This window comes from uncultured Aquabacterium sp., assembly GCF_913773725.1.
Classification (GTDB): Bacteria; Pseudomonadota; Gammaproteobacteria; order Burkholderiales; family Burkholderiaceae_C; genus Aquabacterium.
Map to the genome: position 1 here is coordinate 1 of NZ_CAJYGK010000044.1, position 26,570 is coordinate 26,570.

The window sequence follows — 26,570 nt, forward strand, 5'->3', positions numbered from 1 at the left end:
GGCCAAAGGAGCACCCCAGACAGATCACGCAGTAGACTTATCCACATCCGAACAGTCCATTTCTTCGTCAACTTAGTGGCTCAGTTTTGGACGTGACGCCTGGCTCAGTTTTGCTCGTGATTCAACAGGCAAGCGCACGTACGCGCCGCTGCGATGATCAGGCGCGGGAGGGTGGTTTTAAGATCGAATCGGCGATTGAAGCAATAAGCCACTTCGGCAGTCGTCGCTGCGGATCGCGTTCCGCGAATCGCTGCCGTCAGAGCCACTCGCCGAACTTTTCCACCTTGTCGTCGCCGGCCTGCGGTCGGTCAGGCAAGACCAAGTGCTCGTATCCCTGCCTGACGGCCTGGTCTCGGATCGCGTGCACCCGGGAAACGGCATCTACGAACTCCTGCTCGGTCAGCTTGTGAATGCGATCTGGTGCCAGTAACTCGCGCAGCTCAGACGACTACTCCTGAAGGCAACGACAGCAGAGCGGCCCGCTCGCGCCCGGTCAGTGCGCGAGCGGGCGCGCCAGCGCCTCACGCCAGGCCAGCACCAGCGGCGACGGCGGACGGCCCTTCAGTTCCACGCGCCACAGGAGCCGGACCAGCTTGGGTGCGCCTGATAGCTTGAGGGCAGCCACTTCACGCAGCGCCAGCAGCTCGCGCACCACGCGCATCGGCAGCAGTGCCACCCCCAGGCCGGCCGCGACGGCGCGGGCGATGCCTTCGTTGCTGCCGATCTCTATGCATCGCTGTGGCCGGATCGCGAGTTCGTGCAGCAGCCGGTCGGCCACGTCGCGGGTGCCGGAGCCCGGCTCGCGCAGCAGCCAGATCTCGCTGCTCAGTGTGGCGGCGGTGAGGCGTCGGCTGCGCGCCAGCGGCGAGTGCACGCCAGCGACGACGCACAGCGGCTCCTCGCGCCACGTGTGCGCTGCAAGACGCGGGTCGTGCACATCGCCCTCGACCAGACCGATGTCGATGCGGCAGTCGAGCAGGGCCTCGCAGACCATCTGCGTGTTGCCCTGAACCACTTGCACATCGACGGCTGGATGGCGATGCACAAAGTCCGCCAGCAGTTGGGGCAGCCAGTAGGCACCCACGGTGGTGCTGGCCCCCACCCGCAGGCGACCGCGCTGCAGCCCCACGCGCGCCTGCACGTCTTCGATCGCGGCCCGCTCCAGCGCAAAGATGCCCCGTGCATGCTCGAACACCGCCGCACCGTCCGGCGTCAGTTGCACGCCCCGGGCGCTCTTGGGGCCGCCCGCGCCACGTTCGAGCAAGGGTAGGCCGATCTGGCATTCCAGCTCGCGCACGGCTTTGGAGACAGCGGGCTGGCTGATGAACAGGGCCTCGGCCGCGCGCGAGAAGCTTCGCAGCTCAGCCACAGTGAAGAACACGCGCAGCAGGTGAAGATTCAGTCGCATAACTTAAAGTTACGTTTTCTTGAAAAGAATGTATTGGACTCATGGTACCAGATGCAGGAAGCTGACGTGCATCGCGGCGCTCATAGCGGTCTCTAAGCGCCAGCCAACGTTTTCCGTGAAGGAGTCCGACCATGTCCACCTCGTTGTCCGCCACGACCTCTGCGCCTCCGAGCTGGAGGACGCGTGCCTGGTGGCAAGGCCTGGCGCTGGCGGGGCTACTTGCCGCCGCCGCCATGGTGGCGGCGCAGACGCCTTGGGCGGGGCGCTGGGGCCTGTCGGCGCTGACGCTGGCCATCGTGCTGGGCATCGTGGCCGGCAACACGTTCTTTCCGGCCATCGCCGCGCACACGGCTGCCGGGGTCGATTTCTCCAAGAACCGGCTGCTGCGCGCGGGCATCGTGCTGTACGGTTTTCGCATCACCTTCCAGCAGATCGGCGCCATCGGCTGGGCCGGCGTGGTGATCGATGCGCTGATGGTGGCGCTGACCTTTGTTCTCGCGCTGCAGCTGGGCACGCGCGTGTTCAAGCTGGACCGGCAGACCTCGATGCTGATCGGCGCGGGCAGCGCGATCTGCGGCGCCGCCGCCGTGATGGCCGCCGAGCCGGTGGTGCGCGCGCAGGCGCACAAGGTGTCGGTGGCCGTGGCCACGGTGGTCGTGTTCGGCACGCTGGCGATGTTCGCCTACCCGCTGCTGTACCCGTACCTGCACCTGTCCGAGCAGGCCTATGGCGTGTACGCGGGCTCGACGATCCACGAGGTGGCGCAGGTGGTGGCCGCCGGGCGCAGCGTCAGCGAGCCGGCCGCCGCCACGGCCGTCATCGTCAAGATGCTGCGCGTGATGATGCTTGCTCCGTTCCTGCTGGCGCTGTCAAGGGCCGACCGGGCCGACGGACAGGGTGGCGCGGCCCGCATCACCATTCCCTGGTTCGCGCTGGTGTTCATCGCCGCCGCCGGCGTGAATTCGCTGGGGTGGCTGCCGCCGCAATGGGTCGCGGCCCTGGTGCAGCTCGACACCGTGCTGCTGGCCATGGCGATGGCCGCGCTCGGGCTGCGTACCCACGTGGGAGCCATCCGCCAAGCGGGCCTTAAGCCCTTGCTGCTGGCGGCCACGCTGTTCGGTTTTCTGATGGTCGGCGGCTATGGTGTGAACCGGGCCGTCAGCCACTGGCTGGGGTGAAGCATGCCGCGATGAGGCGATGAGTTTTGCGCCCAGGCGGGAATAAACCGGCCGACGCTCCCGTATACCTCAATGTCAACCTCATTTCTTCCACCCACGTACTAAGGACTACCGATCATGAAACGACTCACCGCCACCGCCACCGCCACCGCTTTCGCTCTCGCGACCCTGTTCAGCGGCACGGCGTTCGCCGGACCCGCCGACGACGCCCGCACGCACTTCCAGGCCATCGGCTCGGGCGATCTGGCCGTGCTGATGCGGGGCTACGCCGACAACGCCCAACTCACCTGGGTTGGGGGGCCGCTGGATGGCAGCTACGCGGGCGCTGACGCGATCCGCGGGGTCTGGGAGAAGTTCACCAAGTCGCAAGGGACTCTGAAGGTGTCGATCGACAAGGTGGAGGAATCGGCCAACCCCAAGGGCGCCACCGTGACGGCCAACGTGCAGTTCGAGGGCAAGCAGCCGATCAAGGTGCGCTACGTTCTGACCTATCGCGACGCCAAGATCGTCAACGAAACCTGGCAGATCGATCCGAAACTGTCAGTGGCCAGTTACTGAGCAGCCACGGGCGACGGCAGCGAACGGCGTCGGTGCGCGATGAAGGCCCAGGACGTGGCGTTGACCGAGGCGGGCGCGCTGATGGTGGCGGCCCTGCCGCGCCTGCGGCGCTACGCTCGCGCGCTGGTCGGCGACCACGCCGCTGCCGACGATCTGGTGCAGGACGCTCTGGAGCGGGCCTGGGCCCGCATCGACAACTGGCGGCCGGACGGCGACATGCGCGCTTGGCTGTTCAGCATTCTGCACAACCTGCATGTGGACCAGCGCCGCCGGCCCGCCGTGGTAGCCGTGCCGCTGGACGAAGAAGCGCTGGCGTCGCCGGTCAGGGCTTCACAGACCGACGGCCTCGAAATGAGAGATCTCGAAATTGCACTGCGGCAGCTCCCGCCCGAGCAGCGCGAGGTGCTGCTGCTGGTGGCGCTGGAGGACATGAGCTACGACGAGATCGCGCGCACGCTCGGTGTGCCGCTGGGCACCGTGATGTCGCGGCTGTCGCGTGGCCGCGCGCGCCTGCGCGGCGTGATGGAGGGACGCATCCAACCCACGGCATTGAAGGTGGTGAAATGAACCCGTTGCCCATCACTGAAGCGGATCTGCATGCCTTTGTCGACGGCCTGTTGCCCGAATCCCGGCGCGCCGAGATCGAAACCTACCTGGCCGAGCGCCCGCAGGAGGCGCAGCGCTTGCAGGCCTACCGGCAAGACAAACAGGCGATCAAGGCGCTGTACGGCGCGGTGCTGGACGAAGCCGTCCCCGACACCTTGCTGCACGCGGCCCGGGCGCCGCGTACGCGCGCCGCTGCACGCCACGCGGGTGCACGCCTGCCGCGCTGGTCGCTCGAACGCGTGGCGGCAGGCTTTGCGTTGGTGTTCTTCGGCGCAGGCGCCGGCTGGGTGGGGCGCGGCGCATGGCAAACCGCGGAGATGCTCGCGCAGTCGTCCCGTGGGCCGGCGGTCATCGTCAACGCGGCGGCCGGCAGCCTGCCGCGGCAAGCGGCCATCGCGCACGTGGTCTACAGCCCCGACGTGCGGCGACCGGTGGAGATCGGCGCCGACCAGGAAGACCAGTTGGTCGCCTGGCTGTCCAAGCGCTTGGGCGCGAAGATCCGCCCCCCGAAGCTGGGTGCACTGGGCTACGAACTGATCGGCGGGCGCCTGTTGCCCGGATCGAGCGGCCCGGTGGCGCAGTTCATGTACCACGACACCACGGGGCAGCGCCTGACGCTGTACGTCACGAACGAGCAAGCATCCAATCAGGATACCGGCTTCCGCTTCGCGCAGGAGGGGCCGGTCAATGTGTTCTATTGGATCGACGGCAAGTTCGGTTACGCCTTATCGGCCGGCATCGACAAAGGCGAGCTGGCGCGCATCGCCACGGCCGTCTACGCCCAACTTCAACCGAGCTGATCCATGCAGCCTCTCGCTTTCAAGATGACATCACCGAGACCCGCCCGCCAGTGGGCGATGGCGGCGCTGGCCATGCTGGCGAGCCTGCCGGCCCTGGCGCAGCATGCTCATTCCCCAGCGGCCGAAGCGCAGACACCGCCCCCGCCGAGCTTCGTGGCCAGCACCGCCAAGTCCTTCGCCCAGTTGATGGACGACGCGATGGCGGTCATGGACCACGGCATGCGTACCGCCCCGATGAACGGCAACCCCGACCACGACTTCGTCGTGATGATGATCCCGCACCATCAAGGCGCCATCGACATGGCCAAGGCTGTGCTGCGGTCCACCAAGGACCCGGAACTGCGCAACCTTGCACTGTCCATCATTGTCGAGCAGCGCAACGAGATTCGACTGATGCAGGCCTGGCTTGCACGGCATGCCGACGATGCCGCCGCCAAGGCCGCAGCGGCGCACCCATCCCACTCAACCGAAACGACACAAGGAACCCGATGATGAAACGACTCTTCCTCGCCCTGCAACTGGTGATGTGCAGCGGCATCGTGCTGGCCGCGTCGGCCCCCGCCGATCGCGTCTACACCGCCGACCAGAACACCAACACGGTGTCGGTGATCGATCCTTCGTCCAACACGCTGCTGGGCCAGATCCGGCTGGGCAACGTGCGGCCGGAGGTGCTGTCGCCGTTGTACAAGGGTGAGCTCAACGTGCACGGCCTGGGCTTCTCGCCTGACCACAAGACCCTGGTCGCGATTTCCAACGGCTCCAATTCGGTCGCCTTCATCGACACCGCCACCAACCAGGTCAAAGGCATCGCCTACATCGGCCGCTCGCCGCACGAGGCGTTCTTCACGCCGGACGGCAAGCACGTGTGGGCGGTCGTGCGCGGCGAGAACTACGTGTCCGTGATCGATGCCGCGACCTTCAAGGAAGTCGGCCGCATCGAAACCGCGCCCGGGCCGGGCATGGTGCTGTTCCATCCGCAGAAGAACATCGCCTTCGTGGTGCACAGCTTCACGCCGGAGGTGGACGTGATCGACGTGCCCACGCGCAAGGTGATCAAGCGCATCCCGGTGGTCAGCCCGTTCTCGCCCTTCCTGCAGTTAACCCCGGACTTCAAGGAAGTGTGGATGACGCACAAGGACGTGGGCAAGGTGACCCGCATCGACACCGATACGCTTCAGGTCAAGGGCGTGATCGAGACCGGATTCATCACCAACCACCTCGGGTTCGCCAAGACCGCACGCGGCACGCTGGCCTACGTGACCATCGGCGGCGAGAACGTGGTGAAGGTCTACACCACCGACGCCACGCCCAAGCTGCTGGCCACCATCCCGGTGGGCGCGCTACCGCACGGCATCTGGCCATCCGACGATGGCACGCGCATGTACGTGGGGCTGGAAAACGGTGACGCGGTGGACGTGATCGACACCGCCACCGACCGGGTGATCGCTCGCGCACCCGTGGGGCAGGCCCCGCAGGCGCTGGTCTATGTGTCGAACGCCGTGCCCAGCGGCACGGGCACAGCCCACCTCGTGCCCCGCGTCAACGACGAGCCAGTCAACATTACGCTCAAAGCCACGCAGGGAGAGGCCCGCGGCTTCGTCGTGGCGCGCAACCTGGGGCTGGTGGACGCTCTGGAAGTCTTCCTCTTCAAGCTCAAGCCGCAAACGGTGTACAACGTGTATGTGAGCAGCCAGCGTTCGCCGATCGCGAGTTTCAAGACCAACCCCGCCGGGGCGGCCAACGGCACGGTGATCGGCCCGCTGCGAGACGCGGTGACCACCATGTCGTCGAAAACGCCTTCCGTCGCGCAGATTCTCGTGGTCGAAGGTGATGCGGCGGCGCAGGCGTCGAATGCAGTTCTGGTGAGCGCCCGATAGGGCGCGGTTTCCCATCTACTCGAAGAAGGAGACAAACATGGAGCGTGACGACACCCCCCCCTGGCCTGCGCGCCGCCGTGTGCTGAAGACCTTGGGCGCCATCGGCGCCGGTGCCGGCCTGATGGGTCCGACCGCCGAGGCGCTTGCGGCGACTGCGGGTCGCGTCGTGTTGCCGTTCGACAATGGCGAGCGCGAGTTGGTGGCCTTTCCGCAGAAGCGCCCGCTGATCCTGCTGACCAGCCGGCCGCCGCAGCTGGAGACGCCGTTTTCGGTCTTCAACGAAGGCGTCATCACGCCCAACGACGCGTTCTTCGTGCGCTACCACTGGAGCGGCATTCCCACCTCGATCGATCCGCAAAGCTATCGGCTGCGCGTGGGCGGCAAGGTCAACACGCCGCTGGAGCTGTCGCTGGACGACCTGAAGCGTCTGGCCGACCCGGTGGAGCTGGTGGCGGTCAACCAGTGCTCCGGCAACAGCCGCGGGCATTTCACGCCGCGCGCCAACGGCGGCCAGCTGTCCAATGGCGCGATGGGCAACGCACGCTGGACAGGGGTGCCGCTGAAGAAAGTGTTGGAGAAGGCCGGCGTGCAGGCCGGTGCCGTGCAGGTGAGCTTCAATGGCCTGGACCATCCGCCGCTGCAAGGCGAGAGCCCGGACTTCGTCAAGGCGCTCGCGGTCGACCACGCGCTCGACGGCGAGGTGATGCTGGCCTGGGCGATGAATGGCGAGGACCTGCCGATGCTCAACGGCTATCCGGTCCGGCTGATCGTTCCCGGCCATTACGGCACCTACTGGGTCAAGCACCTGTCCGACATTCAAGTGCTGGACAAGGCGTTCGACGGGTTCTGGATGAGTACGGCCTACCGCATTCCCGACAACGCCTGCGCCTGCGTGGAGCCGGGCAAGGCGCCAGCCAAGACCGTGCCTATCAACCGGTTCAACGTGCGCTCGTTCATCACCAGCCTGCGCGACGGCGACAAGGTGCGCGTTGGGCGCGAGACGGTGGTGCGCGGCATTGCCTTCGACGGCGGCTTCGGCATCACCGAAGTCGCCTTCTCCGCCGATGGTGGACACACCTGGACGGAAGCCCGGCTCGGCAAGGATTTGGGCAAGTATTCCTTCCGCGAGTGGAGTGTGGCCTTCAAGCCGAGCAAGCGAGGCGCTCATGAACTGAAGGTGCGCGCGGTCAACCGCATCGGTCAAAGCCAGCCGCTGTCCGCGTTGTGGAACCCGGCCGGCTACATGCGCAACGTCGTCGAGACCACGCGCGTCGTCGCGGCATGAGGAGAACAGGCATGAGCACAAAACAACGTTACTGCCTGCGCGTTCTCGTGGGGATCATATCGGCGACGGCCGCGCTGCCTGCCGCTTTCGCGCTGGACATCACGCTGCCCGCTGAGACGGCCGCATACAAGCCCAGCGAGCTGCCGGGCTACCGGCTGGTGCAGCAGAACTGCATGACCTGTCATTCGGCGCAATATGTGCAGTACCAGCCGTCCACCTCCCCGCGCAGCTACTGGGAAGCCACGGTGAAGAAGATGAAACACCCGTTCGGTGCGCCCTTCTCCGACGAGGACATTCCGGCAATGGTCGACTACCTCGTCAAGACCTACGGCGCCGAGCAGACCACCGCTGCCACACCGGCACCCGCCATGGTGGCCGCCGCGCCGCCCCCGAAGACCGCTGCACCGGCAACCCCCACTACCGCTGCGTCGCTGCAGCCCGAAGCGCTGCTGAAGGCCAACAATTGCACCGCTTGTCACGCCGTCGAGCAGAAGGTCGTGGGCCCTGCGTTCAAGGAGGTCGCGGCGAAATACGCCGGCAAGGCCGATGCGCTGCAGCAGGTGGCCGCCAACATCCGCGCGGGCGGCGCCGGCAAGTGGGGCACGGTGCCGATGCCGCCGTACCCGGGACTGACGCCGGCCGAGCTGGATACGCTGGCGAAGTGGGTGCTGAGCCGCTGACGCCGGTCCGCGTTCCTCATCCCGCCGCCAGGCGTTCGCGCACGCGAGCCAGCCGCGCCGCGGCGTCATCGGCCACCTCGCGCACCTGTGGGTTGCCGCTCAACGCGACCATGGTTTGCGGATCGATGAACGCGACGGTGCTCAGCCCCGGCGTGTCCTCCCGCACCACCACGTTGCAGGGCCTGCCCAACCGGGCGTTGTTCCTGGATCGGCTCAAGCAAGCGCTGGCGAGCGCCCAGCGCCACGGACAGCGGGTGGCGCTTCTGTTTTTGGATCTCGACCGCTTCAAGGAGATCAACGACACCCAGGGGCACGTCATCGGCGACCGGGCGCTCATCGAGATCGCCCGGCGGTTTCAGGCCGCATTGCGAGAGGAGGAAACCCTGGCGCGCCTGGCAGGCGACGAGTTCGTCGTGATTGCAATGGGGGCCAACCAGTCGGCCGCGGCCCTCATCGCCGAACGTATCCAAAAAGCGCTCGCCGAACCTCTCGCAATCAATGGACGGTTTTTTGCGCTCAAGGCAAGTATCGGCATTGCTTTCTATCCAGAAGATGGACGCTCGGCCGAGGAGCTGCTCAAACACGCCGACATCGCCATGTACCGGGCCAAGGCCAGCGGCGGGGGCTATCGCTTCTACCGTTCGGAGATGGGTACGGATTTGGCGAGGAAGCTGGAAATCGTCCATCGCCTGGAAACCGCGCTTGCCGCCGGACGGTTGCAACTCCACTATCATCCCCAGGTGCATTTGCCCAGCGGCAAAATCGTAGGCGCCGAGGCACTGTCGAGATGGCATGATGCGGATTGGGGCATGGTTTCCCCAGCCGAATTCATCCCGATCGCGGAAGAACGGGGATTGATCGGTACATTGGGCGAATGGGCGCTCGCCGGGGCATGCCGCCAGGTGCGGCATTGGCAGGAACGAGGGTGTCCGCTGCCCGGAAGGGTCGCGGTGAATGTGGCCGCGAAACAATTTGAGGACGACGATTTCGTTGACCGGTGTCTTAGGATCGCTCGCGAATCCGGTGCAGCGTCTTCTGCAATCGAGCTCGAGCTGACCGAGTCGGGCATGATGCGCGACCCGGAACGTGCCGTGGAGGTCACGCGCGCCCTGACCTCGGCCGGGTTTGCGCTGTCCATCGATGATTTCGGCACCGGGTATTCCTCACTGGCTTACCTCAAGCGATTTCCCGTTCATAAACTGAAGATCGACATCTCGTTCGTGCGGGACATGCTGACCGATCGCAACGATCTCGCCATTGTGTCCGCCATCGTTGCCATGGCGAAGAGCCTCGGCCTCAAGACCCTGGCCGAAGGTGTGGAAGAGGCAGCGCAGGCGGAACACTTGCTGGCATTGGGTTGCGACGAAGCACAGGGGTATTACTTCGCCCGTCCGGAGCCGGCCGAGGTTTTCGCGCGCAGGTGGTTGCAAAGCGCATGTCCGAGTCATGATCTCGGTCAGGACGTGGATCGCCAAGAGCAAGGCCACCTCGGTACATAACGGCAGGCCAGGCCATCCGCCTCGCGGGTGGCTTGCTGGCCCGTCCAGTCCTGCCAGCGCCGCACGATCACGTCCGCATACTTCGGGTCGAGCTCGATCAGCCGCGCCACGCGCCCGGCCTTCTCGGCGGCGATCAAGGTCGTGCCCGAGCCGCCGAAGGGGTCGAGCACCACGTCGCCGGGACGACTCGAATTGCGGATCGCCCGCTCGACCAACTCCACCGGCTTCATGGTCGGGTGCAGGTCGTTCTTCTGCGGCTTCTTGATCTGCCACACGTCGCCCTGGTCGCGGTCGCCGCACCAGTGGCGCGTCGCGCCTTCGGGCCAGCCGTAGAGGATCGGCTCGTACTGGCGCTGGTAGTCCGAGCGGCCCAGCGTGAAGGTGTTCTTGGCCCAGATGATGAAGGTCGACCAGTGCCCGCCGGCGGCGCGGAAGGCCGCTTGCAGCGTGTCCAGTTCGCTGGAGGACATGGCGACGTAGATCGCGCCGCGGGTGTGCGCCATGATCAGCGCCAGCGCGTCGTAGAGGAAATCGTAGAAGCCTTCGCCCAGCGCATCGTTGAGGATGGGGCGGTGTTTGCCGCGCAGCTTGTCCTTCGCGCTGTTGGCGTAGTTCACGTTGTAGGGCGGATCGGTGAACACCATGTCCGCCCGCTCGCCGTCCGGAAACAGGCGCGCGTAGGCCTCGGCGGTGGTCGCGTCGCCGCAGACCAGGCGGTGCGGCCCGAGCCGCCAGACGTCGCCCGACCGAGACACCGGCTCTTCCGGCATCTCCGGGATGGCATCGTCCTCCGTCCGGCCCTCGATCTGTGGTTCCTCATCGGCCAGCAGTTCTGCCAGTGCATCGGCGTCGAATCCGGTGAGATCGAGATCGAAGCCATCGTCCTGCAGCGCCTCCAGTTCGATGCGCAGCAGGGCATCGTCCCAGGTCGCGAGTTCCGCGAGCCGGTTGTCCGCGAGCACCAGGGCGCGGCGCTGGGTCGGGCTCAGGTGATCCAGTACGACCACGGGCACGATTTCCAGCCCGAGTTTCTGCGCAGCGGCCAAGCGGCCATGCCCAGCGACGATGATGCCGTCACTGCCCGCAAGGATCGGATTGGTGAAGCCAAACTCGGCAATCGATGCAGCGATCTGCGCCACCTGATCATCCGAGTGCGTCCGCGCATTGCGGGCATAGGGCAGCAGTTTGGCTGTCGGCCACTGCTCGATCTTGTCGGCCAGCCAGTTCATGCCGCCACCTCCGTTTCGCGTTCAGTGGCGATCTCGTCGAAAGATTGGCCGGTGGCGATGAGCGTGACCGGCACGCCGGGGTGGTTTTGCTGAAAGCGCTTGATGGCCACGTCCACGTACTCCGGCGCAATCTCGACGCTGCGACAAATGCGGCCAGTGCGCTGCGCGGCCAGCATCGTCGTGCCACTGCCGCCGAACGGCTCGAACACGATGTCTCCGGCGTCGGTGTAGGACTCGATGGCGAACTCCGGCAACGCCACCGGGAAGACGGCGGGGTGATCAATGTCCTGACCGATCTTGCCCTTGTGGCGCATCACGCGAATCACTGAGTCGGGGATTCGGGTGTCCTGCGTCGGTTGACCCTTGTGCGTCCAGCCGCCGACCTCGCCATCCTTACCGCGCATCGCCGTGGACGACCCGTCAGCGCGCAGGTGCGATTCCTGGCCTGCGTGCTTGCAAGGCACGATCTTGTTGGGTTTGCGGGTGCTGCGATTGAAGTGGAAAACAAACTCGAAGCTGGGAGCCAATCGGCCCTGCCAGTCGCCGGGCATGCCTGGCCCCTGATCCCAGACGTACCACGCGAAGCGCCGCCACCCTAGCTGACGCATCCAGGACAGCCAGCCGTCCCAATAGGGGATGACTTCGTTGTCGCGGTGGATCAGCCCAAGATTGACCAGCACCTGTCCGTCGCCCGCCATCGGCAGATGTGCGAACACACCGCGCATCAGGACATCCCAATCGGCAATGCCGCCGGAGGTGTAGTCGCGCTGGTTGCCATAAGGCGGCGAGGTGAAGCAAAGCTGCGCGGTGTCACCCTGCATCAGCGTGGCGACCACGGCTGGGTCGGTGGCGTCGCCACAGATCAACCGGTGCGAGCCGATGGCCCAGACATCTCCCTCGCGCGACACCGCCACCACTGGCGTGTCAGGTACGTCATCGGTCGTATCGGGTTCATCGGCATCTACACCATCCTGCGCCGCCGGTTCACCTTCAGTCGACTGGGCATCTGCCAGCAGCACATCGATCTCGATGTTCTCGAAGCCGGTCAGCGCCAGTTCGAAACCCGCTTCGGAAAGCTCCGCCAGTTCGAGCGCCAACATCTCCTCATCCCAGCCAGCGTCAAGCGCCAGCCGGTTGTCGGCGATGACCAAGGCGCGCTTTTGCGCGGTGGTGAGATGGGCCAGTTCGATCACTGGCACCTGATCCAGCCCCAGCTTGCGTGCAGCAGCCAAACGACCATGGCCCGCGATGATGCCGTTGTCGCCATCAACCAGGACCGGGTTCGTCCAGCCATATTCGACGATGCTGGCGGCGATCTTGGTGACTTGCGCCTCGGAATGTGTGCGCGGGTTGCGGGCGTAGGGAATCAGCGCCTCGACCTTGCGGTACTCGACGTTGAGCGTATTCAAAGATGGTGTCCTGAAAATAGAAAACCCGCCGACGACAACCGTGGGCGGGTTTTTGGGGTTGGTGCGAACTGACGGGGTGCGAACTGCGAACCGTGCGAACCTTGGTTCGCACCCTGACGCTAAAAAAGCGCCGCGCTCGCGCCCCCCGCATTGGTTTTTGGCCAGGAAGGACCCGTTGATTTATGGGTTGCTCCCTCTGCCGTCACCTCTGTCCAGAAGATAGCTGAAATACTACCCCCGACCGGCCCGTTTTGTTGCAGGGTTGCAGGGCCTCGAAACGGACAAGCACGGCAAGGCGAGGACAAACACGGCAAGCATTACCCTAAATTGCTCACGTTTTTGGAACATCCCTCGTCAAGTCTCGCTGCGCGGAGCGTATTGACTGTGTGCGCACCGTGACATCGACGTGTGCTGCATTGAGGTGGTCGGCGACCGTCTGCAATGCCCGCTGCCAGTGCCGCCATGCCGTCGTGCGGTCGCAGGCGAAGCGGATCGTGATGTCCCGCCACCCGTAGCGCTTGGCCCGCATCCAGACCAAGTGCCTGTGTTCCTCCTCCAGCCATTGGACCCAGCGCATGACTTCCAGCATCCGTTCGATGGCAGCAGGGTCGGGAGGAAAGCGGTAGACCGTCGGTTCCGCGCCGAGGTTTTCCCAGGACATGCGTTTGATCGCAGGCCAGCAGTTGAAGTAGCCCTGCACCCGAACGGGTGGCAAACGGCGTGCAGTGCTGGCCGCCTCTTCGAAGCGGACGGCTACGTCCTCGATTGTCCACGCGTTGCGACGGTCAGCCATGGCGTCGTCCTCCCGCACCGTAGAGGCGCTCGCCGATCTGGCGCACCAGTTCACGCTCCATCCAGTCGAGACGGTCGTCGTCAGCGGAGACGACCAGGATGCGCTGGTCATGCCAGCCACATTCCTTGATCGCATCCAGATCCGTGGCTTGAGGTTGCAGCCGCCCGAGGGGGCAGCGGTACTGCGGTGTGGGAACTTTCACGTCACACCTCCTGGCCGTCGTCGTGATGCTGGATCGCCCAGTGCAGCAGCGCCAGGGCATCGGCCTCGTTGTCGTCGACCGGCGCGTGCCCGCGTGCGGTGACGGAAGCGATCACATCGTCCTTGCCAGCGTTGCCCTTGCCCGTGGCGTGCTTCTTGATCGTGCCGACAGGCACGCCTTGGTACGGGATCTGGTGGTGCTCGCACCACGCAGTGAGCGTGGCAAGGAAACCGCCGTATGCGTGGGCAGCATCGGTCGAGACGTGGCGACGTACCTCCTCGAAGTGCAGGCAGTCGATGTCACTGGTGATGGCCTTCAGTTCGGTGAGCCAGCGTTTGAAGCGCAGGAAGCGCATTCCGCCGCCTTCGAAGCGCTGCGGTCGGAAGCTCTCGGAGCCGCTCGTGATGTGGCCGTCACTGCCGCGCAGTGCCCAGCCGGTGATGGTGCCCAGATCGAGGGCGAGGATGGTCGTGGTCATGGTGTCAGTCCTTATCCGGTGCGGATCTGACGCAGCTGACACTTCGTGACGAAACTCTCCATGAGGCGCGCGCACACGCGCACGCGTAGGAGTTACGACAAACTGCGTCAGCTGCGTCAGACCGCGTGGTTTTCATGGGGGTCAGTCGTCCGCGTAGGGGGTGTAGGCAGGGGTCGGCGGGTGCTTGAGGCCAATGCCCTGGAACCCGCGCACGCCCATCCCGTTGCGCCATTTGTCCAACCCGCGCGTGATGAGCAGATCGGAGAAGCGGCGTTGTGCGCCGACAAACTCGCCAGAGGCTTCAGCCCACAGCTTCCAGTCGTTGAACAGCTCGGCGGTCAGCGACTTGGCGTTGGGCTCGCGCACGCAGCGCTCATCGAGCCAGCGGCCCAGGGCGTCCTCGGCTTCGAAATACTCCTCCGTCGCGTCCACCACGCGCTGCGGTGGAGAGAGTCGTCCGTGGCGCTGCCAGTCGAGACAGCCCTGCACGGCCCACGCGAGGATGCCGTCACGTTCGGCCAGGAGCTTCTGTTGCAGGTTCTTGTCGCGGCGCTCGGGCGGCACGGTGATCGTGAAAGGGATCAGGTGCAGCCTGCGTTTCATCGCCTCGTCGATATTGCGAATGGCGGGCTTGTGGTTGCCCGCCACGAACAACTTGAACTGCGGGAAGAACTCGAAGAAGTCCTGGCGCATGAAGCGCGCCGAGATCTTGTCGCCACCGGTGAGGTTCTTGAGCTTCGACTCGGCCCAGCGCTTTCCCTGTTCAGTTTCGATGGCCGCCACGAAGCGCGCGCCGCGCAGTCCCGCCATATCGGTCGGGTGCCGGTCGGTGCGCGTTTCCATGAAGGTGTCCATCGGCGCATTGGTCGCGTAATCACCCAGGATGGTGGCCAGCGTGTTGACGAACACCGACTTGCCGTTCGCACCTGTGCCGTACAGGAAAAACAGCGCGTGCTCTTGCGTCGATCCGGTCAGCGCGTAGCCGACCATCCGTTGCAGATAGGACTGCAGTTCCTTGTCACCGCCCGTGACCTCGTCGATGAACTGCCTCCAGGTCGGGCAGTCGCCGCTGGGCGTGGCTGTGGTGATCTTGGTCATCCGATCGGCGCGCTCGTGCGGGCGCATCCGGCCTGTCTTGAGATCGACCACGCCGCCCGGGGTGTTGAGCAGCCACGGATCGGCATCCCATTCGTCGGTGGTGGCCGCGTGCCTGCGATCCGCCCGTGCCAGCCGTTCTACGCCGCTGACCGTGCCGGAGCTGGCCAGTTTGGCGGCGACCTTGGGGTTGTCGGCGCGTACAGCCGTCTGGCGGCAGACGCTGCGGATCAGATCGGTCGCCGCCAGGGTGTCCTCGGTGCGCCAGCGCTGCCCGTCCCACACCAGCCAGCGACCCCACGCGGCCACATAGCGCCAGTCGCGGTGGTAGCGGCGGGTGAAGGCCAGTGCCAGCGCATCTTCGGTGCCCCAGACGGATTCGTCGCTGCCAGCAACGGGTTCATCGGTGTCGGCCAGGTCATGCATTTGCAGACGCGGGCCGTGGGTGAGGAAGGTGGCGACATCGAAGCCCTCGGCGATGGCGTCGGCCACGTCCCAGCCCTCGGCGGCTTCCTCGGGCGGGTACAGGATGTGGCAGGATTTGGCTCCCGCCGACAGGATGGCCTGTGCCGCCTGCGTGGCGTACTCCCAGCCCGGCTTGTCACGGTCGGGCCAGATCAGCACGGCCTTGCCGGCCAACGGCGACCAGTCGGTCTTTTCTACCGGAGCGTTCGCGCCGTGCATCGCCGTGGTGGCCACGATGCCCGCGTCGATCAGGGCCTGCGCGCACTTCTCGCCTTCGACCAGTACCACCTGCGCGGCACTGGTCATCCCTGGCTGGTTGTAGAGCGGACGCGGGTCGGGCGGTGCCATCTTGCGCCGCTTGGCATCCCAGGGCCGGAACTGCTTCCTCTGCCCGGGCGGGTCGTAGCGGTAGACAACGGCGATGAGATGGCCTTGGGCGTCGAGGTAGTCCCACTTGGCGGTGGCGGGGCCGAGTTCGTCGACCGGCACGTCCTTCTTGCTGGCCTTGCGTACTGGTGCGGAGCGCGAGCGTCCGAGCAGATCGGCAGCGGCATCAAGCACGCGGGGAAAGTCGCGGGTCACATCGATGCCGAAGTGATTGCCGATCAGCGCGTACACATCGCCGCCGGAGTTGTCGGCACGATCCGTCCATAGGCCTGCCTTTTCGCCCTCAAGCACCACCTCAAGGCTGTCGCCAGGGCTACCCAGCACATCACCGATCAGGAACTTGCCCCGGCGCTTCTTGCCTGCCGGGAACAGAGTGAACAGCACGGACTCGAGGCACGCCAGCAAATCGGCGCGCAGTGCTTCGCGTTCGGCGTCGCTGAGGGTGCGGCGGTTGTTCTCGGGCGGTGGCGCAATGTCGTTGAAGTCGAGTGTCATTCGACCTCCTCGGCGGCAGCATCCACCTCGTATTCAGTACGGCCTTGGACTGCGGCACTGCGAGCTGCCCACGCAGAAAGCTCGGACAGCCGATAGCGCACCAGACCACCCATCAGGTAATGCGGGATGCGGTACTTGCTGCGCATCGCGTGGTCGGCAAACCAGTAGTACGGCAGGCGCAGCGCGGCCGCTGCCTGCTTGGCGTCGATCATCGGCTCGACGCTTTGGGCCGGTGTTGAGTGATCGGTCATGCTTGCGTCCTCCAGCAGCGGTCTTGCCATGCACACATCCGACATTCGAAGTGGGTCGGGTCATGGAAGCCACGTGGCAGCAGTTCGCCTGCTTCCGTGGCTGAGATGACCTTCACCGCACGATCCGACATGCGCTGGGCAAGGGCTGCATCAAAGGGCACGAGCTCGGTGTAGATCTCCATCGTGTCGGCGTTGAGCGCCGTGAAGATCGCCGGGTGCTCGTGCAGTTCGAGATAGGCTTGGTAGATCGCCACTTGCGCGGCGTAGATGGGCTTGGAGATCGCCAAGCCCTTTCTCTCCAGATCGCTCCAGGACTTGTTGCCCAGGCATTTGCATTCCCACAGTCCGGGATAGGCAAAGCCCTCAGGGCCACCCACGATGACGCCGTCAATGTGGCCCTGCAGGCGACCGTCTGCCACCGAGAAACCGAACTGCTCGCCGTCAGGCTTGCGGGTGCGCAAGTCAAAGCCTGCCTCCCGCAGCCACGCGACCATGCAGTCCTCCATGACATGGCCACGCTCGAAGATGCGCAGCATCCGGCCCGGGGTGTCCCGCCCGTGGTCGATGGGAGCCTTGGCGTACTCGAATTGCAGGGCGCGCTCGCAGGCCACCCCGAGGCGCGAGGCCCCGAGGTACTGGCGCTCGGATTGACGGGCTCGGGCCTGTTGCAACCCGGCGTCGACCAGGGCGGTGACCTGGCCCGCGATGCTTGATGAGGAATTGAAGTCCATCATGGCTTCTTCCCCTTCGGTTCATCCCAAGGCAGGTCATCCTCCAGATCCGCGAACGGATTGGCGGCATCGGGTGCCAGCGGATCGGGCGTGGGCGGCAAGCCCCGCACGGGCGGGAACTTGGTGACCTCGTGGTGCGCGACCATCGCCTCCGACCAGCAAGTGACGATGGCATCGATCACCCGCAGCGCTTCGGCCTCGGAGTAGTCGCCCAGAGGCTTGGTAAAACCGATCTCGCCCGCCGCCTCGCCGAAGGACTTGAGGCATTGGCGCATGGCGGCCAGTTCGACTTCAGACGGATCGATCATGGCGACCTCCGTCTTGCCGATGTAGCCATCCTTGGCCTGTTGCCAGTTGCCGTACAGCGCGTGGAACGCGTCCTGGCAGCGACGGGAACAGAACACCCAGTCGAGCACGTAGCGGCGCGCATCGCCGGTCTTGAATCGACCGTCCGTGTGGCCGTAGCCGCGTGCTTGTCGTTTGCAGACCCAGCATTTCATCGGCCTCCCTCACTGCGCCCACGACGGTTTGCCCGTCACGGGTGCGCGTTGGACAGGCGCTGCCTGATACGCGGGTGCCGCTGGCTGTGCCGGAGCACCGGAAGTGCCCCCACCCGTGGACTTGGGCGGCACGCCCATCAACTTGGCGTAGTCGGGGTGATCGGGTTCGACCGCGACCTTGACCACGTTGCGGTCCTGGCCCTTGCCATCCTTCTCGATGTCGACGCGGGCGAGGAACTCCAGGCCATCCAGTTCGTGGAAGCCCTGAATGCGGCGCGCGGCGGCGGCCTGGGGACTGTTGTCCTGCGGGTGGACGTTGCGGGCGCTGTTGAGCGCGGCGCGGATGAAGCTGCGCCCCATTTGGCCCCAGATCGGACCCTTCTTGGAGTGCAGGCCAATGTTCGACCACATTTTGCGTTTTGCGTGATCGCCACCGGTGACCACGAATTCAGCGGCAAGGTAGATCGAGCCGGTCTCAAAAGACTCGGTGGCGTAGCCGCCGCCCCAGCCCTGCGACGGGTCGTCATACCCGCCCGGCTTGAGGGTCATGCGCACCGGGACAACGGTGCCCTTGGGGATCAGATCAAAGCCGGATTGCTGGGCGTCGGCGTCGTTGAAGTCATTCCATGCGGTCATTGCGATTACTCCTGAGATTCGATGCGTGCGGGGGTGGCGGCGCCTGCGCACTTGGCGATCAGCGCGCCGAGTTGCGGCGGCTCCAGCAGGTCGAGGCGACCGCTGCGGTCTTTGGCCGGAAAGCCGTAGGGATTGACGGTGTGGGTGACGAAGGCGCGGTAGGTGCTGCCGTCCTCGGCCTTGATCTCGGCCAGCGTCACGACCTCGTCGACGATGCCGATGAGCGCGGCGACGGTCTGTTTGCCCTCGATCTGCGGCACAAACACATTGCGGTTGTAGTCATCGAGCTTTTCGTCAAGGATCGACACGAACACGACGTTCTTGCCGCGTGCGTGCTGCAAGTGGGTCAATGCGCTGATCATTTCCTGGCCGAGCAGGCCATAGGCCGCGCGCAGGTCGGGCTTGCCGGAGCGGTCGCTGACGGCACCCGGCTGCGTCTTGCACCACGCGAAGCACTGGCGGGACAGCTGCGTGATCGAATCGAGAAAGAAGGTCTGATAGCGCTCGAGCTGAGTCGGATCGCCAAACTTCTCGATGACGTGGTCGTAGTGCGCCTGCGAAAACGCCGACTCCGGCGGCAGCGATTTGTCCGGGCCCGCGAGAAACACGAAGAAGTCGCGGCTCTCCGGCCAGGATGCCGGACGGATGGTGTCGCCGGGCCAGTCGGCCACCGCCAAGTCACCAGCCTCTATGTCGAGGAACAGCGTGGTGGCCGGGTCAAGATCCTTGAGCCGGGTGGTCTTGCCAATGCCGGATTTACCGAGCATCAGCAGCTTCACGCCCTTGCGTTCGGCCATGCGCTGCTGCGCGGAGATGATGGGAAGACTCATCACGCGGCCTCCTTCAGCTCATCGGCGACGGCGGGATTCCAGAGGATCTGGTAGCCACTGTGGCCATTGCGCGAGTACGGCATGGCCTCGCCCCATGCTTCACCCGCCTCGGTCAGTTCCCATTCGTCACGGTCGTTCCGGAACTGCAGGCCAGCCGCTGCCAGCATCTGGTTCGTGGCTTTGGCCGAGCGGTTGAGCAGCTTGCCGAGCTGGGTGGCGTTGAGCGCGCAGATCGGTTCGTTGGCCGACGGCAGCGCGCGGCGCAGCACCTCGGTGGTGATGCCCGTGTTCTCCTGAATGCAGGTGAGCGTTGCCGCCGCTGCGATGCCCGGCTTGACGCCCGGCACCTTCGCCACAGCCTCGCCGATCAGCAGAATCGCGGATACACGGTCATGGGTCGGTGCAGGCAAGGCCCCCAGCGCAGCGGGAGCGGTATAGCTGCCGGTCTTGCGGATCGCGGGCAATACCTCGTGGGTGACCCAGCGCTTGAAGCGCTTGGCGGCATCCTTGGTGCTGCCGAGGATCAGGGCGTAGAGGCCCGACTCGTTGACGTGGTTGGCGCGCTGGGTGCGTCCAAGGTTGTCGATGACGTCGCGTTTTGCGACATCATCCGAATCGACGTGTTTGGCGAGAGCATCGCGCGGATTCGACAGTTCCAAAGCTGCGCAGACGTCGGCGGCGTTGAACCACGGCTGGCCCGCGTCGTCGACCTGAACGCGCACAGCGTGCGCTTCAAACTGGAAGGGAATGATTGCACTCATGGCCATTACTCCGAATCAAGGGAAAGAGTGAAAGACGGCTTGCCGGAATCCACGGTGCGAGCGGCAGCGAACTGCTGCTGCAAGGCAGGCGGCCAGTTCGTGAAGCGGGATTCGGAGACGGACAACTTGATGTCGAGGTAGCCCTCGACCTTCTCGCCTGACGCCACGATGCGTTCGGCGATTTCGGTCAATTGCTGCTGGTTCCAGCTGACCTTCTTGGGCAACTCGAACTTGAGCCGCAGCGGGCCATCGCTGATGTGGGCGGTGCCGAAATCGCGGCCGGATTCACGCAGCGCGGCGCGGGCCTGCTCGCCGTAGCACTGATCCAGCGCCGCGTCGAACTTGGTGCGGGCCTTCTTGAGCCAGTCGATAGCCGCGTCGAGGTTCTTGTCGATCTCGCGCTTCTGCTCGGGCGGCAGTGCAGCCAGTTGGCTGACGGACATCTCGGCGATGTCGGCGGGGAAGATGGTTAGATCGCTCATGGCCGTCCTCCTCACTGATACGCACGAGTGAAGCTGGAGTAACGCGAGACGCGCCGCTCAAAGGCTTCGATTTCGTGCAGGAGGTAGGTGACCCGGCGGCCGAGCTTGCAGTAGATCGGTCCGAGCTGTTCCTGACGCCAGCGGCGCAGGGTCTTGACGGAGAGCCCCCAGCGGATGGCGAGCTCGTTTTCGTCGAGGGCGATGCACACGGCACTGCCGGGGTTGGGTCGGAAGGAATCCCGACCTGTTTGGGTTGCTGGAACTTGGGTTTGCATTTCGATGTGCCTCCTAGATGAAATGGGCACATCGAAGTCTCCGCATGGAACTACGGACTGAATCCGGATCGGGCTCCGGAAAAAACTACGACTTCTACTGGCGGCGCACTTGGTAGTAGCCGCCAGACTTCACGAGAACGAGGAAGTCCTCTCTTGTTTCCTTGTCACCAAAGGCCTCATCAAATGACCGGGCAGCAGAGTGAACTTGCGTCTTGACGTCTGCCCACTTCATGGCCGGAGGTGTCTTGCCTTCCACGCCCCACATCACTTTCAGAATTGCTGCGCGCGTATCACTCACCAATCGTGATGAAGCAAAGTGAGGCAATTTCACGCGGGTGCCCTGCAGGTACTGCAATGGCTCGGACTCACCGCTAGGCGTGACGTAGCCGCGCAGCACGCGGTCGAATGCGCTTGCATCGAAAACATCCTGCCCATCGTCCAGGCGAACGAACTCATCGAGCGCCCGGATCACATGATCACGGGGCAGATCTGCCTGAACTTGGCGGGCCTGCAAAATCACACCGCCGCGTGACCATGCAGGATCAGCCAGAACAGAAGATGTATTGACGGCTGGCGCACGTGCCCACGCGCGCCCAACAAACACCGGGGCAAAATCATGCGTCCCGGCGACGCGCAGGTCGCCGAGATGCCAGAGATGCTGTGGCGTGAGGCATGGGCGGCTGGCACGTCGCCGATCTTCGATGCCTACCATGCGTGCCAGATCGGTCAGCCATCGTTCGATCTGGATACCGCACAGTGCGATCTCGTTCAAGGGCTGCACCACAGTGCGCCCATCCAGCGGACTGCGATAGCGGTAGCAGCCCGCATCGGGATCGGCCTCGATCTCGACCTCGCATTCAGAGTCGAGGAACGGGGCCATGACATGCGTGAGATGACCCTCGTCGGTGATCCAGCCCCGCTGCAGGAGCTGAGAACGGTCACGTCCGAACGTTGTGGCCAGCACTGGTGTATCCAGGCTCGACAGCCTGTCGATGGCGGTGAAGAAGCGTAGATGCAATGACATCGTCGACGCTCCCTCAGAATTCGCTCAAGACGCCGAGGCGAATCAACTGCTCCAGTACGCGCTTGCGGTCGTCCTCGGTCTTACTCTTGTCGTTCAGGCCGTTGGGGGCTGTGATCTGGACGGCGACGTTGTGCGCCTTGCGGTGGGGCTGTGTCGCCATGCGCATCACCAGCTTCACCTGTACCAGTGCGTACTGGCTCAGATCTTCGGCGCTGTAATCCTCGTAGGCGACCTGATAGACGTTGCGGCTGTCACGCCGATCGCGGGTGATCTCCATCTTGCTCGCCAGCTGCCGAGCGACGGTCTTGCCGCCAAGCTCGAGCAACTGTTCAAAGGGCTTGGCCACCTTGATCTGAAGAATGTCGATGCGCTCGATGTCCGCGATGCGATCCTGCTCCAGCCGCTTGAGCATGGCCGAGGTCGAGAACCCGAGCAGATCGAATTGACGCATCGGCATGTCGTCAATCGCGCCCTCGTGCGCCAGCGCCACGTCGCGGAAGATGGTGGCAAGCTCCCGGCGCTTTTCCCGGTCTTCGCAGAACACTGTCAGCGCCCCGGTTGCCGGTTCCCAGGAAAAGCGTGCCGACATGGCAGCTGGTTCCTCGTGGTCGACCACTTGGCCGTCTTCCACCTGCCGGTAATGCGCCGTAGAACCATTGAAGGTTGCGCACAGCGTGTGCAGCTGTGTCAGCGGCTCGTCGTCGGCATCTTCATCGTCATCGCGCTGTGCGTGGGACAAGCCGCACCGCACAAACTGCTCGATCAGGATTTGCTCTTTCGGCACATGCGGGAACAGCTCTGCAATCCGTGTGCGAAGTGCTTCCTGGATGTCATCGCCATTTTTCGGCTCCACGCCCTTGGGGCCAAGGTAGTGGCTGGAGAAGTGCTCGCTTTTCCACTGGCGGTGCATCACCTGTTCGTGCTCCGCGTGATCGAAGCGCGCTTCGCGGCGTGCTCCAGCCTCGGGAAACTCCTGCAGGAGATAGAGGTGCAATGCGCGGCTATGGCGGTCGCTGGGCATTGCGAGCACGGTGGCATCGTCTTCGCGCCTGGCGTCGAGCACCGCCTGAACAGCTTGAGCGCCGTAGTCATCGCTGAGCAGGATCACTCGTTCGACGGCATCCTCGAGGCGCAGGCGGATGGCAGCATCCAGTTTGGCCACGCAGTGGAAAAATGCCTGACGGGATTCGACCGGCAGTTTTCCTTTCGAGGCATCGGCCAATGCCTGAAGTTCCGGCAACGCATCGCCGCTGGCCAGTTCAAGCAGGCGCACCACCAGCGCCGGACGCTTGACCTTGCGCAGCAGATCGACGAAATGCTCCATTCCGGGCAGGATGGCAGGGCCATCATCTGACCGTTGCTCGCGCGCCCGCTTCGGTGACGACTTCGGGTTGACCGCTTTCTCCTGCTGGGCGGTGGTGGTGTGACCGGTAGGCATAGGCAGACTCCTTCGTAAAGTGCGCGATTGCGCGAGTTGTTAACTGCGAGATTCAAAAAATGCCGACGCGAGGTCGGCGCGGATGGGATGGTGATGATCAGCGCACGGCGTTCTCCGGGCGGATCAGGCCGTAGCGTTGCAGGCGCACCTGCACAAAGCGTGGATTGACGCCAAAACGCAGGGCCAGCGCACGTTGCAGCAATTCCATGTCGGCGGCGTCGCTGGCGGCGAGTTGCATGCTGGTGCCGGGAATCTCCGGATCAAGCGACGGGCCACGATGAATGCTGACGTTGTATTCCGATGCCAGCTCCTCAGCTGCCGTGCTCAAGAGCTTGCGCGGCACCAGCAGCGAGCCCATGAATTCGTTGGCACGCAGCTCGGCAAAATGCACTTCCGTCGCCATTGCTGCTGATGGGGCTGTAGGTACTTTTGCCAAGTGCTCGCTGTCCGGCGTGGTGGTGCGGTAGGCGCGCTGCACGACTGGCTCCAGGGCATCGAACAGTCCTGGGCCTTTGCCGCCGTCCATGATCCAGCCTGGGGCATCGAACACAGCGTGGCCGAGTTCATGTGCCAGCGTGCTCAGAGCCAGCAGCTCACTGAGTTTTTCGCCGACGGGCGACACGCACACCATCGCGGTGTCTGGTGCGTAGGGGTCATACTCGCAGATGCCGAAAACGTGGTTGCCATCCTCGTCATGCACCTCGCAATCAGTGCTGACCTCGAGCGCGAAGTCGATACCGTTGATCTTCAAACGGTCGATCTGGCGCAGCGTGTCGAAGGCAATGGCATCAACACCGCTTCCCACCAGTTGCTGGCGGGCGAGTGCTGCGATGGCTTCGATCTCAACGTGCTTGATGAATTTGGGGCGCTTGCGGTCGCAATGCCGGTAGTCGAGGGTCAGAACCGGCATTCACTTTTTCTCCGTGACTTCCCGGCGGTACATCCGCACCACGTTGCCCACATCCTCACGCATATCCGGCGGCAGGCGACTGGCTTCGACAAAGGCGTCGTCCGGGTCGATGCCCAAGATCTCTGCTGCCTTGCGGATCAGCTCGTCCTTGGGCGGTTTTTCCATATCGCGTTCGATGCGTGACCAGTAGGCAGGCGAAATCTCGAGCTGACGCGCGAATTCGTTCATCTGGATGTTCTTCTCTTCGCGCTGTTTGCGAATGAAGGCTCCGAAAGGCATGGTCGTTTCCTAGTTGCGTGATTAGTTAATGCCTGGAGCGTACTGCGAGAAGTTCCGTCTGTCAACTGTTTAGTTAACGCGAAAGTTTTTGCCGCCAATTACCCGGAATTGCCATCCGCTTCGGAAGATCAGGCTCACTATCCATGACGGTTGCAATTCCCCGGAGCCGTCATGAAAAACCTCGAACTTGCATCTCCTGCCGAGATGTCCGCCAGCGCCCGTGCTGGCGAAATCGCCGCCATCCTTGCGGCTGCCATCGTCCGCACCCTTGCTGCGGATGAGCCAAAACAGAGAGCCAATTCGACAAGGGGAGGCCTTGGCTTCCTGCCCGACCAGCGCGTTCATACAACCCCCTATCAAGAGGAGAAGTTGTGATGAACGAGAAACAAGCTTCCGTCGCCGCACGTATCGCGGAGCTGGCCTGCCTGCCGATGTCCGAGCTTTGGACCGTATGGGATCGGTATTTCCCGCGCCGCCCGGACTACCCCAACCGCACGCACGTCGAGTCCCGGATCGCCTACAAGCTGCAGGAGGAGGCCTTCGGTGGCCTTGCGCCCGAGACCAAGCAGCGCCTGGAAGCCATCGGCGCAAAACACTCCAAGATCAAGCTGCGGGCCAAGCCGCGCGAGTTCGATTTCGCGCCGGGCACGATCCTGCTGCGCGAATGGGGCGAGCGCGAGCACCGGGTGACGGTCACCGCCGAGGGGCTGTTCGAGTACCAGGGGCGCAACTTCAAGAGCCTGACGGCGGTGGCCCGCCACATCACCGGCGCGCACTGGTCGGGGCCGCTGTTCTTTGGCCTGAGCAAGGGAGGTGCCCGATGAGCGAGATCGCCAGCACCAAGGCTCGCAAGCGCTGCGCCGTCTACTGTCGGGTGTCCTCGGATGAACGGCTTGACCAGGAGTTCAACTCCATCGACGCCCAAAAGGAGGCGGGCCACGCCTACGTCGCCAGCCAGCGATCCGAGGGTTGGATTCCGGTGGCCGACGACTACGACGACCCTGGCTTCTCAGGCGGCAACACGGATCGGCCCGGGCTGAAACGTCTGATGGCGGACATTGAGCGCGGCCAGATTGACATCGTCGTGGTCTACAAGATCGACCGCCTGACGCGCAGCTTGGCCGACTTCTCCAAGATGGTCGAAGTGTTCGAGCGCCACGAGGTGTCCTTCGTGTCAGTCACCCAGCAGTTCAACACCACCACCTCGATGGGTCGGCTGATGCTCAACGTCCTGCTGTCCTTCGCCCAGTTTGAGCGCGAGGTCACCGGCGAGCGCATCCGCGACAAGATCGCCGCCGCCAAGCGCAAGGGGATGTGGATGGGTGGCGTCCCGCCCCTGGGCTACGACGTCGACAACCGCCTGCTGGTCATCAACGAGGCCGAGGCGGCGGTGGTGCGTCGCATTTTCGAGGAGATGCTGACCATTGGTTCTCCAACCCAGATCGCCGTCAATCTCACCGCCGACGGCATCACTACCAAGGCCTGGACGACGCAGGAGGGCCAGACCCGCAAGGGCACGCGCATCGACAAAAAGTACCTGCACAAGCTGCTGCGCAACCGCATCTACCTGGGCGAGTTGTCGCACAAGGGGAACTGGTACCCCGGCGCTCACCCGCCGATCATCGACCAGGAGCTTTGGGACAAGGTCCACACGGTGCTGGCCAGGGATGGACACGCCCGGTCGGTGGAAACCAAGATCCGGTCGCGCACCGACGCCTTGCTGCGCGGCCTGCTGTACGCCCCCTCGGGCGAACGGATGTACCCGACCTACTCACGCAAGAACGGGCGCAAGTACCACTACTACGTGTCCAAGTCGGAAAGCCGGTTCGGAGCACCGGGCAAGAGCTACGAGCGATTACCTGCGCCGGAGATCGAGGCGGCAGTGGTGGCCCAGATCCGCACCGTGCTGACCAGCCCGGAATCCATCGCATCGGTGGTGCGTCATATCCAGCGCAATGGCGGACAAGTCGATGAAGCCACCACGGTGATGGCGATGGGACGGCTCAACG

31 protein-coding genes are annotated in these 26,570 nt (G+C 64.4%); 12 read left to right on the forward strand and 19 right to left on the reverse strand.

Going from position 1 to position 26,570, the window contains the following annotated elements; genetic code table 11:
* Nucleotides 1–493: 493 nt before the first annotated feature.
* Nucleotides 494–1,408, reverse strand: a complete 915-nt coding sequence (locus tag QZ709_RS05060; RefSeq protein ID WP_200899120.1) for a LysR substrate-binding domain-containing protein — start codon at nt 1,406–1,408, stop codon at nt 494–496.
* 131 nt (nt 1,409–1,539) lie between these two features.
* Between QZ709_RS05060 and QZ709_RS05065 the strand changes: the two genes are divergently transcribed.
* The 9 genes from QZ709_RS05065 (at nt 1,540) to QZ709_RS05105 (ending at nt 9,891) form a co-directional block, all read left to right on the forward strand.
* Nucleotides 1,540–2,586 carry a YeiH family protein gene (locus QZ709_RS05065; protein WP_045785193.1) on the forward strand — a complete coding sequence of 349 codons (1,047 nt, stop codon included), beginning with the start codon at nt 1,540–1,542 and terminating at the stop codon, nt 2,584–2,586.
* A gap of 117 nt (nt 2,587–2,703) precedes the next feature.
* Nucleotides 2,704–3,144 carry a nuclear transport factor 2 family protein gene (locus QZ709_RS05070; protein WP_066708472.1) on the forward strand — a complete coding sequence of 147 codons (441 nt, stop codon included), beginning with the start codon at nt 2,704–2,706 and terminating at the stop codon, nt 3,142–3,144.
* Between the two features lie 39 nt (nt 3,145–3,183).
* A complete protein-coding gene (locus QZ709_RS05075) occupies nt 3,184–3,711 on the forward strand; it encodes an RNA polymerase sigma factor (RefSeq protein WP_174525469.1) in 528 nt (175 codons plus the stop codon).
* Nucleotides 3,708–4,550 (forward strand): anti-sigma factor, encoded by an 843-nt coding sequence (locus tag QZ709_RS05080; protein WP_066708469.1) that lies wholly within the window; start codon nt 3,708–3,710, stop codon nt 4,548–4,550. Before QZ709_RS05075 ends, QZ709_RS05080 begins: the two co-directional genes overlap by 4 nt.
* 72 nt (nt 4,551–4,622) lie before the next feature.
* Nucleotides 4,623–5,042 carry a DUF305 domain-containing protein gene (locus tag QZ709_RS05085; RefSeq protein WP_294636226.1) on the forward strand — a complete coding sequence of 140 codons (420 nt, stop codon included), beginning with the start codon at nt 4,623–4,625 and terminating at the stop codon, nt 5,040–5,042.
* A gap of 32 nt (nt 5,043–5,074) precedes the next feature.
* A complete protein-coding gene (locus tag QZ709_RS05090) occupies nt 5,075–6,427 on the forward strand; it encodes a beta-propeller fold lactonase family protein (RefSeq protein ID WP_294636227.1) in 1,353 nt (450 codons plus the stop codon).
* 37 nt (nt 6,428–6,464) lie between these two features.
* Nucleotides 6,465–7,712 (forward strand): molybdopterin-dependent oxidoreductase, encoded by a 1,248-nt coding sequence (locus tag QZ709_RS05095; RefSeq protein WP_045785196.1) that lies wholly within the window; start codon nt 6,465–6,467, stop codon nt 7,710–7,712.
* 11 nt (nt 7,713–7,723) lie between these two features.
* Nucleotides 7,724–8,392: a c-type cytochrome gene (locus tag QZ709_RS05100; protein WP_221892517.1), complete on the forward strand. Its 669-nt coding sequence runs from the start codon at nt 7,724–7,726 to the stop codon at nt 8,390–8,392.
* A 125-nt stretch (nt 8,393–8,517) separates the two neighbouring features.
* The gene (locus tag QZ709_RS05105; RefSeq protein ID WP_294636218.1) at nt 8,518–9,891 is read left to right on the forward strand and encodes an EAL domain-containing protein; all 1,374 of its coding nucleotides are present in this window, start codon (nt 8,518–8,520) and stop codon (nt 9,889–9,891) included.
* Here QZ709_RS05105 and QZ709_RS05110 read toward each other — a convergent pair.
* The 18 genes from QZ709_RS05110 to QZ709_RS05195 form a co-directional block, all read right to left on the reverse strand.
* Nucleotides 9,849–11,120, reverse strand: coding sequence for a site-specific DNA-methyltransferase (locus QZ709_RS05110; RefSeq protein WP_045785198.1), 1,272 nt, complete (start codon nt 11,118–11,120; stop codon nt 9,849–9,851). The two genes, QZ709_RS05105 and QZ709_RS05110, sit on opposite strands and share 43 nt — an antisense overlap.
* Nucleotides 11,117–12,529 carry a site-specific DNA-methyltransferase gene (locus QZ709_RS05115; RefSeq protein ID WP_045785199.1) on the reverse strand — a complete coding sequence of 471 codons (1,413 nt, stop codon included), beginning with the start codon at nt 12,527–12,529 and terminating at the stop codon, nt 11,117–11,119. Before QZ709_RS05115 ends, QZ709_RS05110 begins: the two co-directional genes overlap by 4 nt.
* 331 nt (nt 12,530–12,860) lie before the next feature.
* Nucleotides 12,861–13,322: a DUF6362 family protein gene (locus tag QZ709_RS05120; protein ID WP_045785200.1), complete on the reverse strand. Its 462-nt coding sequence runs from the start codon at nt 13,320–13,322 to the stop codon at nt 12,861–12,863.
* The gene (locus QZ709_RS05125) at nt 13,315–13,524 is read right to left on the reverse strand and encodes a hypothetical protein (RefSeq protein WP_294636219.1); all 210 of its coding nucleotides are present in this window, start codon (nt 13,522–13,524) and stop codon (nt 13,315–13,317) included. The genes QZ709_RS05120 and QZ709_RS05125 overlap by 8 nt, the downstream gene beginning before the upstream one ends.
* A gap of 1 nt (nt 13,525) precedes the next feature.
* Complete coding sequence (locus QZ709_RS05130) at nt 13,526–14,002, reverse strand: crossover junction endodeoxyribonuclease RuvC (RefSeq protein WP_045785202.1); 477 nt, start codon at nt 14,000–14,002, stop codon at nt 13,526–13,528.
* A gap of 141 nt (nt 14,003–14,143) precedes the next feature.
* The gene (locus tag QZ709_RS05135; RefSeq protein ID WP_294636220.1) at nt 14,144–16,444 is read right to left on the reverse strand and encodes a phage/plasmid primase, P4 family; all 2,301 of its coding nucleotides are present in this window, start codon (nt 16,442–16,444) and stop codon (nt 14,144–14,146) included.
* A complete protein-coding gene (locus QZ709_RS05140; RefSeq protein WP_012479843.1) occupies nt 16,441–16,695 on the reverse strand; it encodes a hypothetical protein in 255 nt (84 codons plus the stop codon). The genes QZ709_RS05135 and QZ709_RS05140 overlap by 4 nt, the downstream gene beginning before the upstream one ends.
* A complete protein-coding gene (locus tag QZ709_RS05145) occupies nt 16,692–17,429 on the reverse strand; it encodes an isoleucyl-tRNA synthetase (protein ID WP_045785204.1) in 738 nt (245 codons plus the stop codon). The genes QZ709_RS05140 and QZ709_RS05145 overlap by 4 nt, the downstream gene beginning before the upstream one ends.
* Nucleotides 17,426–17,926: a DUF6511 domain-containing protein gene (locus QZ709_RS05150; protein WP_045785205.1), complete on the reverse strand. Its 501-nt coding sequence runs from the start codon at nt 17,924–17,926 to the stop codon at nt 17,426–17,428. The genes QZ709_RS05145 and QZ709_RS05150 overlap by 4 nt, the downstream gene beginning before the upstream one ends.
* 9 nt (nt 17,927–17,935) lie before the next feature.
* On the reverse strand, nt 17,936–18,562 hold the full coding sequence (locus QZ709_RS05155; protein WP_294636221.1) for a hypothetical protein: 627 nt from the start codon (nt 18,560–18,562) through the stop codon (nt 17,936–17,938).
* A gap of 5 nt (nt 18,563–18,567) precedes the next feature.
* Nucleotides 18,568–19,392, reverse strand: a complete 825-nt coding sequence (locus tag QZ709_RS05160; RefSeq protein WP_294636222.1) for an ATP-binding protein — start codon at nt 19,390–19,392, stop codon at nt 18,568–18,570.
* Nucleotides 19,392–20,153 (reverse strand): Bro-N domain-containing protein, encoded by a 762-nt coding sequence (locus QZ709_RS05165; protein ID WP_045787701.1) that lies wholly within the window; start codon nt 20,151–20,153, stop codon nt 19,392–19,394. The genes QZ709_RS05160 and QZ709_RS05165 overlap by 1 nt, the downstream gene beginning before the upstream one ends.
* 5 nt (nt 20,154–20,158) lie before the next feature.
* On the reverse strand, nt 20,159–20,635 hold the full coding sequence (locus tag QZ709_RS05170; protein ID WP_045785208.1) for a hypothetical protein: 477 nt from the start codon (nt 20,633–20,635) through the stop codon (nt 20,159–20,161).
* An 11-nt stretch (nt 20,636–20,646) separates the two neighbouring features.
* Nucleotides 20,647–20,910, reverse strand: a complete 264-nt coding sequence (locus tag QZ709_RS05175) for an AlpA family transcriptional regulator (protein ID WP_045785209.1) — start codon at nt 20,908–20,910, stop codon at nt 20,647–20,649.
* Nucleotides 20,911–21,004: 94 nt separating this feature from the next.
* Nucleotides 21,005–21,934, reverse strand: coding sequence for a hypothetical protein (locus QZ709_RS05180; RefSeq protein ID WP_294636223.1), 930 nt, complete (start codon nt 21,932–21,934; stop codon nt 21,005–21,007).
* Between the two features lie 13 nt (nt 21,935–21,947).
* Nucleotides 21,948–23,372 (reverse strand): hypothetical protein, encoded by a 1,425-nt coding sequence (locus QZ709_RS05185; protein ID WP_045785211.1) that lies wholly within the window; start codon nt 23,370–23,372, stop codon nt 21,948–21,950.
* A 97-nt stretch (nt 23,373–23,469) separates the two neighbouring features.
* A complete protein-coding gene (locus tag QZ709_RS05190) occupies nt 23,470–24,282 on the reverse strand; it encodes a hypothetical protein (protein WP_182265970.1) in 813 nt (270 codons plus the stop codon).
* Entirely contained in the window at nt 24,283–24,561 is a 279-nt protein-coding gene (locus tag QZ709_RS05195) for a helix-turn-helix transcriptional regulator (protein WP_070527237.1), read from the reverse strand.
* A 171-nt stretch (nt 24,562–24,732) separates the two neighbouring features.
* On the opposite strand from QZ709_RS05195, the gene QZ709_RS05200 reads away from it, so the two are divergent.
* The 3 genes from QZ709_RS05200 to QZ709_RS05210 form a co-directional block, all read left to right on the forward strand.
* Nucleotides 24,733–24,936 (forward strand): hypothetical protein, encoded by a 204-nt coding sequence (locus tag QZ709_RS05200; RefSeq protein ID WP_294636224.1) that lies wholly within the window; start codon nt 24,733–24,735, stop codon nt 24,934–24,936.
* Nucleotides 24,936–25,385 carry a DUF2924 domain-containing protein gene (locus QZ709_RS05205; RefSeq protein WP_049246955.1) on the forward strand — a complete coding sequence of 150 codons (450 nt, stop codon included), beginning with the start codon at nt 24,936–24,938 and terminating at the stop codon, nt 25,383–25,385. The genes QZ709_RS05200 and QZ709_RS05205 overlap by 1 nt, the downstream gene beginning before the upstream one ends.
* Nucleotides 25,382–26,570, forward strand: a 1,189-nt coding sequence (locus tag QZ709_RS05210; RefSeq protein WP_294636225.1) for a recombinase family protein, incomplete at its 3' end; no start/stop codon positions are given. The genes QZ709_RS05205 and QZ709_RS05210, both read left to right, overlap by 4 nt.